The organism is Xanthomonas sp. GW, assembly GCF_014236815.1.
GTDB lineage: Bacteria > Pseudomonadota > Gammaproteobacteria > Xanthomonadales > Xanthomonadaceae > Xanthomonas_A.
Map to the genome: position 1 here is coordinate 3,113,572 of NZ_CP051189.1, position 13,501 is coordinate 3,127,072.

Sequence of the window (13,501 nt, forward strand, 5' to 3'; positions counted from 1 at the left end):
TTTTCGAAGACCCCCTTACGCATGGATCAAGCGCTGATCAACCGCATCGTCGAGGCTGCCCTGCTCGCCGCCAACCAACCGCTGCCGCTGGCCCAGCTGCACGGCCTGTTCCCCGAGGACGAGCCGGCACCGCCGGGCAGCATCGAGCGGGCGCTGGAGCAATTGCGCGAGGCCTGCGCCGGGCGCGGCGTGGAACTGGTGGAAGTGGCCTCGGGCTTCCGCTACCAGGTCAACAGCGAGGTGCACCCATGGGTGGCGCGGCTGTGGACCGAGCGCAAGACCCGCTACACCCGCGCCACGCTGGAGACCCTGGCGCTTATCGCCTACCGCCAGCCGATCACCCGCGGCGAGATCGAGCAGGTGCGCGGCGTGGCGGTCAGCAGCAACATCATCCAGGCGCTGGAAGAGCGCGAGTGGATCCGCGTAGTCGGCCACCGCGACGTGCCCGGCAAGCCGGCGCTGTTCGGCACCACCAAGGGCTTCCTCGACTACTTCGGGCTCAAGCGCCTGGACGAACTGCCGCCGCTGTCGGAACTGAAGGACATCGGCGAACTGGAACCGCAACTGCAGCTGGACCGCGACACCCTGCCGGTCGGCGACATGGCCCAGGCCGGAGCGGCCGACGCCGACGCCGACGCGGCCAAGCCGGCAGCGGATGTCGACGCAGCCGACGCACCGCCCGCCGAGGCGAGCGTCGACAACGACACCACATCCGATCCGGATACTGCACCCGATCCGGACGCACAGGCCGAAGCCGACAGCGCAGCCGATCCGCACGCTGCGGACGACAGCGCCGCCGCACACAGCGATACAGACACCGAACGCGAGACCGATGCAGACGCCGCCACGGCGACTGCCTCGTCTGCAGACACCGCCCCGACGGGCGAACCCGAAGCCGCGCCGGGCGAGCGCGCGGCGGATGCGAACGAAGCCGAAGACAACGCCGTCGCGACGACGACCGTGGCTGTTGACGATGCCGATTCCGAACCACAGGCCGACGCACCCCGCGCCGGCCGGAGCCAAGTAAATGAGTGACACCTCCCGCAAGCCGTCGTTGAACAAGCTCTCGCTCAAGCGCGATGCCGCCGAGCAGCCGAAACTGGAAGAACGCCTGCACAAGGTCCTGGCGCAGGCCGGCCTGGGGTCGCGCCGCGCGCTGGAGCAGCGCATCGCCGACGGCCTGGTCAAGGTCAACGGCGAGGTCGCGCAGACCGGCATGTCGGTCAAGAGCGGCGACAGGATCGAGCTGGACGGCCGCAGCTTCGTCGCCAGCGCACTGACCGAGCCGGCGCGCGTGCTGATCTACAACAAGCCCGAAGGCGAAGTGACCACGCGCGAAGATCCCGAAGGCCGCCCGACCATCTTCGAGGCGCTGCCGGCACTGAAGGGCGCGCGCTGGATCGCGATCGGCCGCCTGGACATCAACACCACCGGCCTGCTGCTGCTGACCACCGATGGCGAAATGGCCAACGCGATGATGCATCCGTCCTACGAGATCGAGCGCGAGTACGTGGTGCGCGTGCGCGCCCCGGAAGGCGAGGACAAGGTGCCCGACAGCATGGTCGAGCGCCTCTCGCGCGGCGTGCTGCTGGAAGACGGCGGCGCCAAGTTCGACGAGATCGAACGCATCGGCGGCACCGATTCGCACGACTGGTTCCGCGTGGTGGTCAAGGAAGGCCGCAACCGCGAAGTGCGCCGCCTGTGGGAATCGCAGGGTTGCCAGGTCAGCCGCCTCAAGCGCACCCGCTACGGCAAGGTGGGCCTGCCGCGCGAGCTGCTGCGCGGGCAGTCGCTGGAGCTGGCGCAGGACAAGGTCGAGGCGCTGCGCGCCGAACTGAAGCTGGAAGAAGGCACCCCGTCGGCGCTGACCCTGCAGCCGGTGATCGGCCAGCGCAAGGCGGCCAAGGCCACCGTGCAGGTCGGCCGCGGCGGCAATGCCTACGTCAACGGCCACAACGTCGCCGACGAAGGCCGCGAGCTGCGCCGCTTCGACAACTTCCGCGAGGACCGCGGCCGCGGCCGCGGCGGCAAGAAGCCGCACGGCGGGCTGACCGTCAGCGGCGAGATGGCCGCCCAGCAGGCGCAGAAGCCGTTCAAGCAGCGCACCCCGAAGGGGCCCAAGCCGCTGCCGGACGGCAACCCCGCCGCGTTCCGCACCTGGTACGTGCCCGACGGCGTCAGCACCGGTCCGACCGGCCACCGCAATGCCGGTCCCGCCGCTGCCCGTGGTCCGGGCCAGGGCCAAGGCCAGGGTCGTCCCTACGGCAAGCCGCGCCCCGCCGGCGCCGGTGCCGGCCAGGGCGCAGGCCCGGGCCGCGGCGGCCAGGGACAAGGCCAGCGCAAGGCACACCCGTACGGGCATCCGGGCAATGCGCCGAGCTTCCCGTCCGACCATGCCAACCCCGGCTTCAGCCCGTACGGCGCGGCACCGCGCTCGGCGCGTCCGGCCGGTCCGCGCGCCGACGGGCAGAAGCGCGGCCCGGGCGGTCCGGGTGGCCCCGGCGGTCGTCCGGGCGGCAATCGCCCCGGCGGCGGGCGTCCGGGTGGCGGCGGTCGCCCCGGCGGCGGCGGCAACCGCGGTCCGCGCGGCGGCGGCTGAGCACCATGCGGCCGGCACCCGTTGCCGGCCGCAGCAGCCAAGACCAAGGGCGCCTGCGCATGCGGCGCCCTTTTTGCTGGGCGCAGAGGTGGCAGGCGCTGCAGATCTCAGTAGCCAAGGCGGCCAGCGGCAGATGGAGCAAGCGCTGCCGGCACGCAGACGCGCGCCGCGGTACCACCAGCCAGGGCGTGTCGTCGATTCCCGAATGAGTCGCCGGGTCTGCCGGATCGCCGGCCGGCACTGCCTTGCAGCGTCCGACTGGCGATCGAGTCATCGAGCCGCGCGGTGTCGGCTGGCGGCCGGACAGGCGCGACCATCAGCGCCGCTGTTGCACATGCGCGCTGCCGTATCAGCGCTCCGGCACGGACAACACGTGGTTTCCTTGCTGGATTCGCCCCATGCACATGCAAGCGTGGCGCGATCCGCTCGTTGCTGGATGTCGCGCGCTAAGGCGAGCCGGGCCGGCATTCCTGGCTGTAGGCCACGACGTAGGATTTTTCCATGCACCGCGCCAGCCCTTCGACCACGTCCGCGTTCGGCGGCCAGCGCATCTTGATCACTTGCCCGTCCTGCATCGGCAGTTCGATGACGCCGTCCTTCAACGGCGGCAGGTCCGGTGCCGGCGGCAGCGCCTCCAGCGCCTGCTTTGCCGCCGCCAGCCCCTGCTTGTCGTGGGCGAGGAAGGCCATCGTCGCATCGACGTAGGGATTCCATCCGGTAGGGTCCTGCGGCGCGGGCTTCTTGGACGCCTGCATCAGCGCCATCGCGGCGGGATAGTCGCCGGCGAACGCGCGCAGCTGTCCTTCATGCCAATAGAGAAGGCCGGGGTCGTCGGGATGCGCCTTCCTGTAGTCGCGGATCAGATCGGCCGCGGCGGTTTCGCAGCCGGGACGCGCCGCCACGGCGCGCCAACCGCCGCCGGCACCGCGCACGTCCTGATCGAACTGTTGCCGATCCAGGGCCAGCAGCCCGGGCCGGTCGATCTCGCAGGCTTGCATGCCCTGCCCGGCCGCAGACGCCTCGCGCGCCGACAGCAGCGCCATGAACACAATCACCAGCCCGATCCTGCTCATCGATCGCCTCTCCTGCCTGCAGCATGCGCATACGCCGGATGTCGGTGGCGATCTTGCCATGGCAAGCGACTGCCTGCGCAACAAGCGTTCGACCGGTCTGCATCTGCGCAGGTGGACATGGCGCGCAGGTCCGCTACGGCATCCGCGCATGGCCGCACTCCCGAGGCGCCGATGCGCGAAGCCGGCGAAGCCGATATCCTGCGCATCCTGCGCTGCCCACTTCCGCGGTGGCGCACCTACCGATCGGGAGATTCCATGTCACGGAAGATACTGCTGCCCCTGTTGATCGCCGCCGTGCTGAGCCTGGGCGCGTGCAAGAAGGTGCAGGAAGAAGTCGCCGCCGCGCAGAACCCCTACCCCAAGAGTTCGCCGCTGCACGAGCCGTTCGACCGCATGCTGCGCAAGCTGGTCAACGACCCGCGCTACGTGGCGTTGCTCAAGCAGGGCGACAAGGCGCAGGCGCAGCGCGCCGGCTTCGAGCTGGCGCAGAAGGGCATCACCCGGCTGGACCATGCCACGCTGGAACAGCGCCTGGAAATCCTTGCCGCGGTCAGCGAAAAAGTGGACGTGCCCAAGTGCGCGCTGCTGGCCCGCGGCGGCAACCCGAACGATGCGCAGGCGATGAGCGCGGCGATGCTGCAGGGGCTGGAGACGCTGCCGCCGGCGCAGATCGATCAATGGTTCGAGATTTCGCTCAAGGCGACCGACGCGCAGTTGAGCAACACGCCGCCGCAGACCGTGGCGCCGGACGCTGTGCAGGCGGCGATGACCACCCTGATCACCGCCCTGCCCTCCGACCAGCAGCAGCGCCTGCTGAAGGTGCTGCCGCAGATGGCGCATGCCAGCGACGAAGACGCGTGCTGGGCCGCGCGTACGCTGTACAAGCAGACCCTGGCCACCAAGGAACCGGTGCGCGGCCAGTTGGCCTGGGTGTTCGCTCAGCAGTGAGCGGACCTGCCGGCGCCGCGGCCTCCTTCGGGAAGCCGCAGCGCCCTGGCGCCGCTGCGATCGCAGACGGCGCCGCGCGGCTCAGCGCCGCTCGATGGTGAAACCGCCGACCGCCACGCCCAGGTCCCAGCCCTTGCCGGTGCCGGCCAGGGCCAGCGAGATATCGCCCTTGGTCATGACCTGCGCGTCGGAGGACTTGTCCGCGCCGGCATGCGCTTCGGCGGTGGCGTAGGTGCCGAACAGGTCGTTGAGGGTGTAGGCGCCGGTGAACCGGCCGCGGCCGTCGACGATCTTCGACTTGCCCACGCTCAGGCCGCCGCCCTTGGCGCTGATCTTGACCGGGATCTTGGAGCCGTTGTCGCAGGTAATGGTGCCGGTGCCGCTGGCGGTCTTGTAGAACACCGACCAGCCCGAAAGATTGAAGCGCAGCTGGCAATCGATGTTGCCGGCGGCATGCGCCTGCGGCATGAAGGCGATGCCGGCGAGCAGCGCGGCGGTGGTCAACAGTTTGTTGTGCATGGCGACGCTCCGTGGATGGGAAACGCGCCGAGCCTAGCAGCGCGCCATGCAAGACGGCGTCAGCGATCGCGGCACGGCACGGCGCCGTTCAGCGATCGGCGTTGGCCGCGCCGAGGGTAAAGGCGTCGGCGTCGAGCATGGCCGGGAAGCGCGCGCGGTGCGCGGCCAGCGCCGCCGCCGAGATCGTGGTGGTGGCCACCTGCTCGCGCTCGCGGATCTCCAGCTGCGGCTGGCCGAGGAAGTCGATCACCGCGCTGTCGCCGGCATAGTGCAGGCCGTTGCCGTCCTCGCCCACCCGGTTGACCGCGGCCACGAAGCACAGGTTCTCGATCGCGCGCGCGCGCAGCAGGGTGCGCCACGGGTAGGCGCGCGCCGACGGCCAGTTGGCGACGAAGAGTTGCAGGTCGAAATCCAGCTGGCCGGGACGTTCGACGTCGTAGCGGTTGCGGCAGAACACCGGGAAGCGCAGGTCGTAGCAGACCTGCGGATTGATCCGCCAGCCCTTCCACTCCACGCACAGCCGCTCGCGCCCGGCGGCATAGCTCTGGTGCTCGTTGGCGTAACGGAACAGGTGGCGCTTGTCGTAGTGCTGCAGCGCGCCGTCGGGCGTGGCCCACAGCAGGCGGTTGAACACCTTCGCGACACCGTCCTCGCCGGGCACGCGCAACTGCACGCTGCCGGTCACCGCCGCGCCCAGCCGCGCCGCCTGCTCGCGGATCCAGGCCACGGTCGGCCCGTCCATGCCCTCGGCCTGGTCCAGCGCCTCGTTGGAGAAACCGCTGGTGAAGGTCTCCGGCAGGATCACCAGGTCGGTGGCCCCGGCCAGCGGCGCCAGCAGCTCGGCGTAGTGCGCGCGATTGCCGGCCGGATCGTGCCAGCGGGTGTCGCCTTGGATCAGGGAGATGCGGAGGTCGTTCATTGAGGGGCCGGGATTTGGGATTGGGGATTCGGGATTGGCAAAAGCGGGATTTGAACTCGTGATTGGGATCGGGAAGCAGACTTTCCGCTAAAGGGTACCTAGCTTCTACGAATCCCCAATCCCGAATCCCCAATCCCGGCGGTTGCGCGCTACAGCGCGCGCAACCGCTCGATCGCCGCATCCAGCGTCGCTTCGTTCTTGGCGAAGCACAGCCGGACCAAGCGCTGGCCGGGCGGTGGGGTCTGGTAGAACGGCGACAGCGGGATCGCGGCCACGCCCTTCTCGATGGTCAGCCACTTCACGAACTCGGTGTCGGGCAGGTCGCTGATGGCCGAGTAGTCGACCAGTTGGAAGTAGCCGCCCGGCACCGGCAATGGCTTCAGCCTAGTGGTGAGCAGCTGTTCGCGGAAGCGGTCGCGCTTGGCCTGGTAGAACGCGCCGAGCTGTTCGTCGTGTTCGGGCTCGTCGCGGATCATCGCGGCGAAGGCGTACTGGGCCGGGCCGAAGCTGGTGAAGGTGTTGTACTGGTGGACCTTGCGGAATTCGGCGCTCAGGGCCGGCGGCGCGATCGCGTAGCCGATCTTCCAGCCGGTGCAGTGGTAGGTCTTGCCGAAGCTGGAGACGACGAAGGCGCGTTCGCGCAGTTCCGGCCAGCGCAGTACCGATTCGTGGCGGCGGCCGTCGAACACGATGTGCTCGTAGACCTCGTCGGAGATCAGGAAGATGTCGCTGCCGCGCAGCAGGTCGGCGACCGCCTGCAGGTCGTCGGCGCCGAGCATCGCGCCGGACGGGTTGTGCGGGCTGTTGAGGATCAGCAGCCGCGTACGCGGAGTGATCGCCGCGCGTACCCGTTCCCAGTCCACCGCGAAAGTCTGCGGGTCCAGCGGCACGTGCACCGCGCGCGCGCCGGCCAGGTCGATCGCCGGCTCGTAGCTGTCGTAGGCCGGATCCAGCACGATCACTTCCTCGCCCGGCCGCACCACCGCATGGATGGCGTTGAACAGCGCCTCGGTGGCGCCGCTGGTCACGGTCACTTCGGTGTCCGGATCGACCTGCGCGCCGTAGCAGCGCAACGCCTTGCCGGCGATCGCCTGGCGCAGCACCGGCACCCCGGTCATCGGCGGATACTGGTTGTGGCCCTCGCGCATCGCCTGGGCCAGCGTGTCGATCAGCCGCGCCGGCGCGGCGAAGTCGGGAAAGCCCTGGCCCAGGTTGACCGCGCCGTGCTCGGCGGCCAGTTGCGACATCACGGTGAAGATGGTGGTGCCCACCTTGGGCAGCTTGGTCTGCGGGTGCATGCGTCCGGGTACGGGAGCGGGAAAGCGTCGAGTGTACGCAAAGCCGCTTGCCGGCGATGCGTCGCCGCCGCGCAAAACAGCGTTCCTCGCGCAGCCCCGCGGCAGCGGCACCGCAGTCGCCGCAACCGCGCCCGCGCCGGGTGGCCGCATGCCGATACAATGCGCGCCTCCCGCACCCACCGCCTGCCGCCGCGCCCGTCCCGGTGCGGCACTCCGCCGATGACCGATCCGCTGCATTCCCCGCCGCCGCTGCTGGCCGCGCACGGGCTCACCTTCGCCCGCGACGACGCCGCCGTGTTCGGCCCACTGGACTTCCATCTGGATGCGGGCGAGGCGCTGCTGGTGCAGGGCGACAACGGCGCCGGCAAGACCACCCTGCTGCGGGTGCTGGTCGGGCTGCTGCGCGCCGAGGCCGGGCGCATCGAGATCGACGGCCGCCCGGTGCGCCGCGGCGACCGCGCGCGCTACATGGCCTACCTAGGCCACCTGGGCGCGCTGAAGGCGGACCTGAGCACCCTGGAGAACCTGCACTACCTGTGCGGCCTGCAAGGCCGCCGCGCCAAGCAGATGCCGGGCAGCGCGCTGGCCATCGTCGGCCTGGCCGGCTACGAGGACACCCTGGTGCGGCAGCTGTCGGCCGGGCAGAAGAAGCGCCTGGCGCTGGCCCGGGTGTGGCTGTCGCCGGCGCCGCTGTGGCTGCTCGACGAGCCCTACGCCAACCTCGACCTGGACGGCATCACCCTGGTCAACCGGATGATCGCCGCGCACCTGCGCAGCGGCGGTGCGGCGCTGGTCACCACCCATGGCGCCTACGCCGCGCCGCCGGTGCGCACGCGCATGCTGAGCCTGAGCGGGGTGGCCGCATGAGCCTGGCCGCACCGGTGCCCTCGTTGTGGCAGGCCACCCGCGCGCTGCTGCTGCGCGACCTGCGCCTGCTGTGGCGGCGCCGCGGCGACGCGCTGCAGCCGGCGCTGTTCGCGCTGCTGATCGTGGCCCTGTTCGCGCTGGCGCTGGGCAACCAGCCGCGCCTGCTCGGCGAGGTCGCCGGCGCCGCGCTGTGGCTGGCGGCGCTGCTGGCCGGACTGCTGGCGCTGGACAGCCTGTTCCGCGGCGACGCCGAGGACGGCTCGCTGGAACAGTGGCTGCTGGCGCCGGTGCCGCTGGCCTGGCTGGTGCTGGTGCGGGTGCTGCTGCACTGGCTGACCACCGCGCTGCCGCTGATCGTGGCGACCCCGCTGCTGGGCGAATTGCTGCACCTGCCGCATGACCGCATGCCGGTGCTGCTGGCATCGTTGGCGCTGGGCACGCCGCTGCTGAGCCTGATCGGCGCGGTGGTGGCGGCGCTGACGGTGAGCATGAAGCGCGCCGGGATCCTGGTCGCGCTGCTGGCGCTGCCGCTGTACGTGCCGGTGCTGGTGTTCGGCGCCGGCAGCGTGGCGGCCGCGGCGCAGGGCCTGGATCCCAGCGGCGGCCTGCTGCTGCTGGCGGCCGGGCTGGTGCTGGGCTTGGTGCTGGCGCCGCTGGCGGCGGCGGCGGCGATCCGCATCTCGTTGAGCTGAGCGCATTTGGCGCAGCGCCGGCGCGGCGCGGGCCGTACCATCGTATTGTCCAGGTCCATCGTCGCACCGCTGTCGCCGCACCGTAGCAAGCCCCCCGCCCGCTAGAATCGACCGCATGTCCTCCGTCGTCCGCTGGTTCCACCAACTCGGTTCGCCCCCCGCCTTCGACCGCTTCGCCGCGCGCTGGACGCCGTGGTGCTATCTGGCCGCGCTGCTGCTGGGCGGGCTGGGGATCTGGCAGGCGCTGTTCGTGGTGCCGGCCGACCGCCTGCAGAGCGACGCCTTCCGCATCCTCTACATCCACGTGCCCAGCGCCTGGATGAGCCTGTTCGTGTTCGGGCTGATGGCGCTGTACGCGGCGATCGCGCAGGTGTGGCGGATCAAGCTGTGCGAGGTGCTGGCGATGGCCTGCGCGCCGATCGGCGCCGCCTTCACCGTGATCACCCTGCTGACCGGCAGCATCTGGGGCAAGCCGATGTGGGGCGCCTGGTGGGACTGGGACCCGCGCCTGACCACCGAACTGATCCTGCTGTTCCTGTACATCGGGGTGATGGGCCTGTACCTGGCGATCGAGGATCGCCGCAACGCCGCGCGCGCGGCCGGGCTGCTGGCCATCGTCGGCGTGGTGCTGCTGCCGGTGATCCGCTATTCGGTGGTGTGGTGGAACTCGCTGCACCAGGGCCAGACCATCCGCCTGTTCGGCCAGTCGAGCATGGACCCGAGCATGCTGCCACCGCTGTGGCTGATGGTGGCGGCGACCAAGTTCTGGTTCGCCGGCTCGCTGCTGGCGCGCGCGCGCGCCGACAACCTGCGCCGCGAGGCCGGCAAGGGCTGGGTGGCGAAACTGGCGGAGGCGCGCGGATGAACTACCTGCCCTACGTGATCGGCGCCTATGCGGTGTTCGTCGGCGTGCTGCTGGCCGACTTCGTGCTGGCGCGGCTGCAACTGCGCGGCGCCCTGCGCGCGGCACGGCTGCGCGCGCAGCGCAAGCAGCAGCCCAAGCCCGACCCGGCCACGCTGGACCTGAGCCGATGACCCCGCAACGCAAGCGCCGCCTGCTGCTGTTGATGGTGCTGGTGCTGGCCGCCGGCCTGACCACCACGCTGGTGGCGATGGCCCTGCAGCGCAACACCGCCTACCTGTACACCCCGGCCGAAGTGCTGGCCGGCAAGACCGCCGAGCACGCGCGCTTCCGCCTCGGCGGCATGGTCGAGAAAGGCTCGTTCCAGCGCGCGCCCGGTTCGCTGCTGGCGCGTTTCCGGGTCACCGACGGCGATGCGCAGCTCACCGTCAGCTACGACCGGATCCTGCCCGACCTGTTCCGCGAAGGCCAGGCGGTGGTGGCCACCGGCCGCATGCACGACGGCGTGTTCGTGGCCGAGGACGTGCTGGCCAAGCACGACGAGACCTACATGCCCAAGGAACTGGAAGAGAAGATGGGCAGTGCGCATCGCAAGCACGATGTGGCGGAGGCGGCGCGGTGACTGGAGCTTTTTGCGGGACGCGGGACTCGGGACTGGGGACTCGTAACAGCCGACGCCCAGGCCGCGCGCGGTCCCGCTTTTCCGGGTCCCGAGTCCCGGGTCCCGAGTCCCGGCCCCGCCATGCTCCCTGAACTCGGCCAGATCCTCCTCATCCTGGCCCTGCTCGCCGCGCTGCTGCAGGCGGCGGTGCCGCTGGCCGGCGCGCAGCGCGGCGACGCGCGCTGGATGGCGGTGGCGCGGCCGGCCGCGTTCGCGCAGCTGGCGCTGGTCGCCGGCGCCTTCGCGGTGCTGACCCATGCGTTCCTGGTGCAGGATTTCTCGGTGGCCTACGTGGCCGAGAACTCCAACTCGCTGCTGCCGCTGATCTACCGCTATTCGGCGGTATGGGGCGCGCACGAAGGCTCGCTGCTGCTGTGGACGCTGATCCTGGCGCTGTGGACCGGCGCGGTGGCGCTGTTCTCGCGCAGCCTGCCGGCGCCGGTGGTGGCGCGGGTGATCGGCACGCTGGCGCTGGTCAGCCTGGGATTTCTGGCGTTCCTGCTGTTCACCTCCAACCCGTTCGCGCGGCTGCTGCCGGCGCCGCTGGAAGGCCGCGACCTCAATCCGCTGCTGCAGGACCCGGGCCTGGTGATCCACCCGCCGCTGCTGTACGCCGGCTACGTCGGCTTCGCGGTGCCGTTCGCGTTCGCCATCGCCGCACTGCTCGACGGCCATGTCGATGCGCGCTGGCTGCGCTGGACGCGGCCGTGGACCAACGTGGCCTGGGGTTTCCTGACCATCGGCATCGCGCTGGGCAGCTGGTGGGCGTACTACGAGCTGGGCTGGGGCGGCTGGTGGTTCTGGGACCCGGTGGAGAACGCCAGCTTCATGCCGTGGCTGGCCGGCGCGGCGCTGCTGCATTCGCAGGCGGTGACCGAAAAGCGCGGCAGCTTCACCGCATGGACGCTGCTGCTGGCGATCGCGGCGTTCTCGCTGTCGCTGCTGGGCACGTTCCTGGTGCGCTCGGGGGTGCTGACCAGCGTGCACTCGTTCGCCGCCGATCCTGGCCGCGGCCTGTTCATCCTGGTGTTCCTGAGCCTGGTCTGCGGCGGCGCGCTGCTGCTGTACGCGCTGCGCGGCGGACGCGTCGGCGCCAGCGCCGGCGACGAACGCCAGCGCTTCGCCGCGTCCTCGCGCGAAACCCTGCTGCTGGCCAACAACCTGCTGCTGACCTGCGCCTGCGCGATGGTGCTGCTGGGCACGCTGTATCCGCTGCTGGCCGACGCGCTGGGACTGGGCAAGCTGTCGGTCGGCCCGCCCTACTTCGGCACCCTGTTCTTGGTGCTGATGGCGCCGCTGGTGGCGCTGCTGCCATTCGGCCCGCTGACCCGCTGGCAGCGCGAACAGCCGTCGCGGCCGCTGGCGCTGCTGGCGCCGTGGGCCGGGCTTGCCTTGCTGGCCGGCGTGCTCGGTTTCTTCCTGGCGCCGCAGGGACCGTGGAAGACCGCCGCCGGCGTGGCCGGCGCGGCCTGGGTGCTGCTGGGCACCGCGCGTTTCGTGTGGAGCCGCTTCCAGCTCAAGGGCAGCCGCTTCACCGCCGAGATGCTGGGCATGACCCTGGCGCATGCCGGCATCGCCGTGTTCCTGACCGGCGCGCTGCTGGTGGAAGCGCTGGACCAGCAACGCGAAGTGGCGCTGGCGCCGGGGCAGAGCCTGCAGATGGGCCACTACCGCTTCCAGTTCCAGAGCCTGGACGAGATCCGCGGCCCCAACTACGTGTCCGAACGCGCGCACGTGCAGGTGCTGCGCGACGACCGCCCGCTGGCGCTGCTGCATCCGGAAAAGCGCGTCTACGCCAGCGGCGGGCAGAGCCTGAGCGAGGCCGGCATCCATCCCGGCCTGTTCGGCGACGTCTATATCGCCCTGGGCGAACCGCTGGGCGGCAACGCCTGGGCGATGCGCCTGCATGTCAAACCGTTCGTTCGCTGGATCTGGCTCGGCGCGGCGCTGATGGCGCTGGGTGGCTTCGTCACCGCCGGCGACCGGCGCTTCCGTCGTTCCCCGGAGAAATCCTGATGTCCGCTCCTGCTCCACGCCGCCTGCCGCTCGCCGCCATCGTGCTCGGCGCCCTGTTCTTCCTCGGCCTGCTGGCGCTGATGTTCTATGCGGTGCAGCGTTCCGGGGTGGCCGATCGCGATGCGCTGCCGTCGGCGCTGATCGGCAAGCCGGCGCCGGCGTTTGAACTGCCGGTGCTGCACGATGCGTCGATCCATGTGCGCAGCGCCGAACTGCGCGGCGCGCCGTACGTGCTCAACGTGTGGGGCAGCTGGTGCGCCACCTGCCGCGAGGAACACCCGGTGCTGACCCGCTTCGCGCTGACCAAGCGCGTGCGGGTGATCGGCTACGACTGGAAGGACACCCGCGAAGACGCGCTGCACTGGCTGGAGCAGTTGGGCAATCCGTTCTTCGTGGTGCTGTTCGATCCGGAAGGACGCACCGCGATCGACTGGGGCGTGGCCGCGGCGCCGGAGACCTTCCTGGTCGACGCGCACGGCGTGGTGCGCTGGAAGCATTCGGGCGCATTGACCGACCAGATCGTGCAGGACGAACTGCTGCCGGCGCTGTTGCAGGCCGAGCGCGACGCGCCGGCCGCCAAGCAGGGCCGGGCTGCACCGTGACGCGCCGTTGGCTCGCGCTGCTGCTGGTGCTGCTGGCGTGCGCCGGGCACGCCGGCGCGCAGCCGGTGGCCGATCAGACCCCGCTGGCGTACCGCTCGGCGGCCGAGGAAGCGCGCTTCCATGCGCTGACCGCCGAACTGCGCTGCGTGCAGTGCCAGAATCAGTCGCTGGCCGACTCGCATGCGCAGATCGCGCTGGACCTGCGCCGCGAAGTGCTGCAACTGATGCAGCAGGGGCGTTCGGACGCGGAGATCAAGCGCTTCCTGGTCGATCGCTACGGCGAGTTCGTGCTGTACCGGCCGCAGGTGGAAGCGCGCACCTGGCTGCTGTGGTTCGGGCCGTTGCTGCTGCTCGGCGCCGGTGCGCTGCTCGTGGTCTGGGTGGTGCGCCGCCGCGCGCCGGCCGCCGCTGCGCCGCCGGCGCAGGAGGAACAGGAATGGTGAGG

The 13,501-nt window shown here is 70.8% G+C and carries 15 protein-coding genes; 11 read left to right on the plus strand and 4 right to left on the minus strand.

All coding sequences use genetic code 11. The features are described from left to right. Nucleotides 1-21 precede the first annotated feature (21 nt). Both scpB and HEP73_RS13395 read left to right on the plus strand, forming a co-directional pair. Nucleotides 22-1,035 (plus strand): SMC-Scp complex subunit ScpB, encoded by a 1,014-nt coding sequence (gene scpB / locus HEP73_RS13390; RefSeq protein WP_185820354.1) that lies wholly within the window; start codon nt 22-24, stop codon nt 1,033-1,035. Next, on the plus strand, nt 1,028-2,599 hold the full coding sequence (locus HEP73_RS13395; protein ID WP_185820355.1) for a pseudouridine synthase: 1,572 nt from the start codon (nt 1,028-1,030) through the stop codon (nt 2,597-2,599). The genes scpB and HEP73_RS13395 overlap by 8 nt, the downstream gene beginning before the upstream one ends. Before the next feature lie 446 nt (nt 2,600-3,045). Here HEP73_RS13395 and HEP73_RS13400 read toward each other — a convergent pair whose 3' ends face one another. Then, nucleotides 3,046-3,672: a hypothetical protein gene (locus tag HEP73_RS13400; protein ID WP_185823419.1), complete on the minus strand. Its 627-nt coding sequence runs from the start codon at nt 3,670-3,672 to the stop codon at nt 3,046-3,048. A 255-nt stretch (nt 3,673-3,927) separates the two neighbouring features. Here HEP73_RS13400 and HEP73_RS13405 point away from each other — a divergent pair, with 255 nt between their 5' ends. Further along, nucleotides 3,928-4,620: a hypothetical protein gene (locus HEP73_RS13405; RefSeq protein WP_185820356.1), complete on the plus strand. Its 693-nt coding sequence runs from the start codon at nt 3,928-3,930 to the stop codon at nt 4,618-4,620. Nucleotides 4,621-4,701: 81 nt separating this feature from the next. Here HEP73_RS13405 and HEP73_RS13410 read toward each other — a convergent pair whose 3' ends face one another. From HEP73_RS13410 to HEP73_RS13420, 3 genes are all read right to left on the minus strand, one after another. After that, nucleotides 4,702-5,139: a hypothetical protein gene (locus tag HEP73_RS13410; protein WP_185813157.1), complete on the minus strand. Its 438-nt coding sequence runs from the start codon at nt 5,137-5,139 to the stop codon at nt 4,702-4,704. 88 nt (nt 5,140-5,227) lie between these two features. Continuing rightward, entirely contained in the window at nt 5,228-6,058 is an 831-nt protein-coding gene (locus tag HEP73_RS13415; RefSeq protein ID WP_185820357.1) for an amidohydrolase, read from the minus strand. Between the two features lie 149 nt (nt 6,059-6,207). Continuing rightward, a complete protein-coding gene (locus HEP73_RS13420) occupies nt 6,208-7,356 on the minus strand; it encodes a pyridoxal phosphate-dependent aminotransferase (RefSeq protein ID WP_185820358.1) in 1,149 nt (382 codons plus the stop codon). Between the two features lie 219 nt (nt 7,357-7,575). Between HEP73_RS13420 and ccmA the strand changes: the two genes are divergently transcribed. The 8 genes from ccmA to HEP73_RS13460 all read left to right on the plus strand — a co-directional run bounded on the left by ccmA (nt 7,576) and on the right by HEP73_RS13460 (nt 13,499). Continuing rightward, nucleotides 7,576-8,223, plus strand: a complete 648-nt coding sequence (gene ccmA / locus HEP73_RS13425; protein ID WP_047324868.1) for a heme ABC exporter ATP-binding protein CcmA — start codon at nt 7,576-7,578, stop codon at nt 8,221-8,223. Further along, a complete protein-coding gene (ccmB, locus tag HEP73_RS13430) occupies nt 8,220-8,915 on the plus strand; it encodes a heme exporter protein CcmB (RefSeq protein WP_179563973.1) in 696 nt (231 codons plus the stop codon). The genes ccmA and ccmB overlap by 4 nt, the downstream gene beginning before the upstream one ends. 115 nt (nt 8,916-9,030) lie before the next feature. Continuing rightward, nucleotides 9,031-9,780 (plus strand): heme ABC transporter permease CcmC, encoded by a 750-nt coding sequence (gene ccmC / locus HEP73_RS13435; protein WP_185820359.1) that lies wholly within the window; start codon nt 9,031-9,033, stop codon nt 9,778-9,780. Then, nucleotides 9,777-9,950, plus strand: coding sequence for a heme exporter protein CcmD (locus HEP73_RS13440; RefSeq protein ID WP_003474125.1), 174 nt, complete (start codon nt 9,777-9,779; stop codon nt 9,948-9,950). The genes ccmC and HEP73_RS13440 overlap by 4 nt, the downstream gene beginning before the upstream one ends. Continuing rightward, nucleotides 9,947-10,399, plus strand: coding sequence for a cytochrome c maturation protein CcmE (gene ccmE / locus HEP73_RS13445; RefSeq protein ID WP_185820360.1), 453 nt, complete (start codon nt 9,947-9,949; stop codon nt 10,397-10,399). The genes HEP73_RS13440 and ccmE overlap by 4 nt, the downstream gene beginning before the upstream one ends. Before the next feature lie 120 nt (nt 10,400-10,519). Beyond that, entirely contained in the window at nt 10,520-12,454 is a 1,935-nt protein-coding gene (locus tag HEP73_RS13450; RefSeq protein ID WP_185820361.1) for a heme lyase CcmF/NrfE family subunit, read from the plus strand. After that, nucleotides 12,454-13,056, plus strand: a complete 603-nt coding sequence (locus tag HEP73_RS13455; RefSeq protein WP_185820362.1) for a DsbE family thiol:disulfide interchange protein — start codon at nt 12,454-12,456, stop codon at nt 13,054-13,056. The genes HEP73_RS13450 and HEP73_RS13455 overlap by 1 nt, the downstream gene beginning before the upstream one ends. Beyond that, entirely contained in the window at nt 13,053-13,499 is a 447-nt protein-coding gene (locus HEP73_RS13460) for a cytochrome c-type biogenesis protein (RefSeq protein WP_185820363.1), read from the plus strand. The genes HEP73_RS13455 and HEP73_RS13460 overlap by 4 nt, the downstream gene beginning before the upstream one ends. Nucleotides 13,500-13,501: the final 2 nt, after the last annotated feature.

Bases quoted from the DNA above. Each gene is read 5' to 3' on its own strand.
- scpB (WP_185820354.1), top strand. From the start codon at position 22: ATGGATCAAGCGCTGATCAACCGCATCGTCGAGGCTGCCCTGCTCGCC.
- HEP73_RS13395 (WP_185820355.1), top strand. From the start codon at position 1,028: ATGAGTGACACCTCCCGCAAGCCGTCGTTGAACAAGCTCTCGCTCAAG.
- HEP73_RS13400 (WP_185823419.1), bottom strand. From the start codon at position 3,672: ATGAGCAGGATCGGGCTGGTGATTGTGTTCATGGCGCTGCTGTCGGCG.
- HEP73_RS13405 (WP_185820356.1), top strand. From the start codon at position 3,928: ATGTCACGGAAGATACTGCTGCCCCTGTTGATCGCCGCCGTGCTGAGC.
- HEP73_RS13410 (WP_185813157.1), bottom strand. From the start codon at position 5,139: ATGCACAACAAACTGTTGACCACCGCCGCGCTGCTCGCCGGCATCGCC.
- HEP73_RS13415 (WP_185820357.1), bottom strand. From the start codon at position 6,058: ATGAACGACCTCCGCATCTCCCTGATCCAAGGCGACACCCGCTGGCAC.
- HEP73_RS13420 (WP_185820358.1), bottom strand. From the start codon at position 7,356: ATGCACCCGCAGACCAAGCTGCCCAAGGTGGGCACCACCATCTTCACC.
- ccmA (WP_047324868.1), top strand. From the start codon at position 7,576: ATGACCGATCCGCTGCATTCCCCGCCGCCGCTGCTGGCCGCGCACGGG.
- ccmB (WP_179563973.1), top strand. From the start codon at position 8,220: ATGAGCCTGGCCGCACCGGTGCCCTCGTTGTGGCAGGCCACCCGCGCG.
- ccmC (WP_185820359.1), top strand. From the start codon at position 9,031: ATGTCCTCCGTCGTCCGCTGGTTCCACCAACTCGGTTCGCCCCCCGCC.
- HEP73_RS13440 (WP_003474125.1), top strand. From the start codon at position 9,777: ATGAACTACCTGCCCTACGTGATCGGCGCCTATGCGGTGTTCGTCGGC.
- ccmE (WP_185820360.1), top strand. From the start codon at position 9,947: ATGACCCCGCAACGCAAGCGCCGCCTGCTGCTGTTGATGGTGCTGGTG.
- HEP73_RS13450 (WP_185820361.1), top strand. From the start codon at position 10,520: ATGCTCCCTGAACTCGGCCAGATCCTCCTCATCCTGGCCCTGCTCGCC.
- HEP73_RS13455 (WP_185820362.1), top strand. From the start codon at position 12,454: ATGTCCGCTCCTGCTCCACGCCGCCTGCCGCTCGCCGCCATCGTGCTC.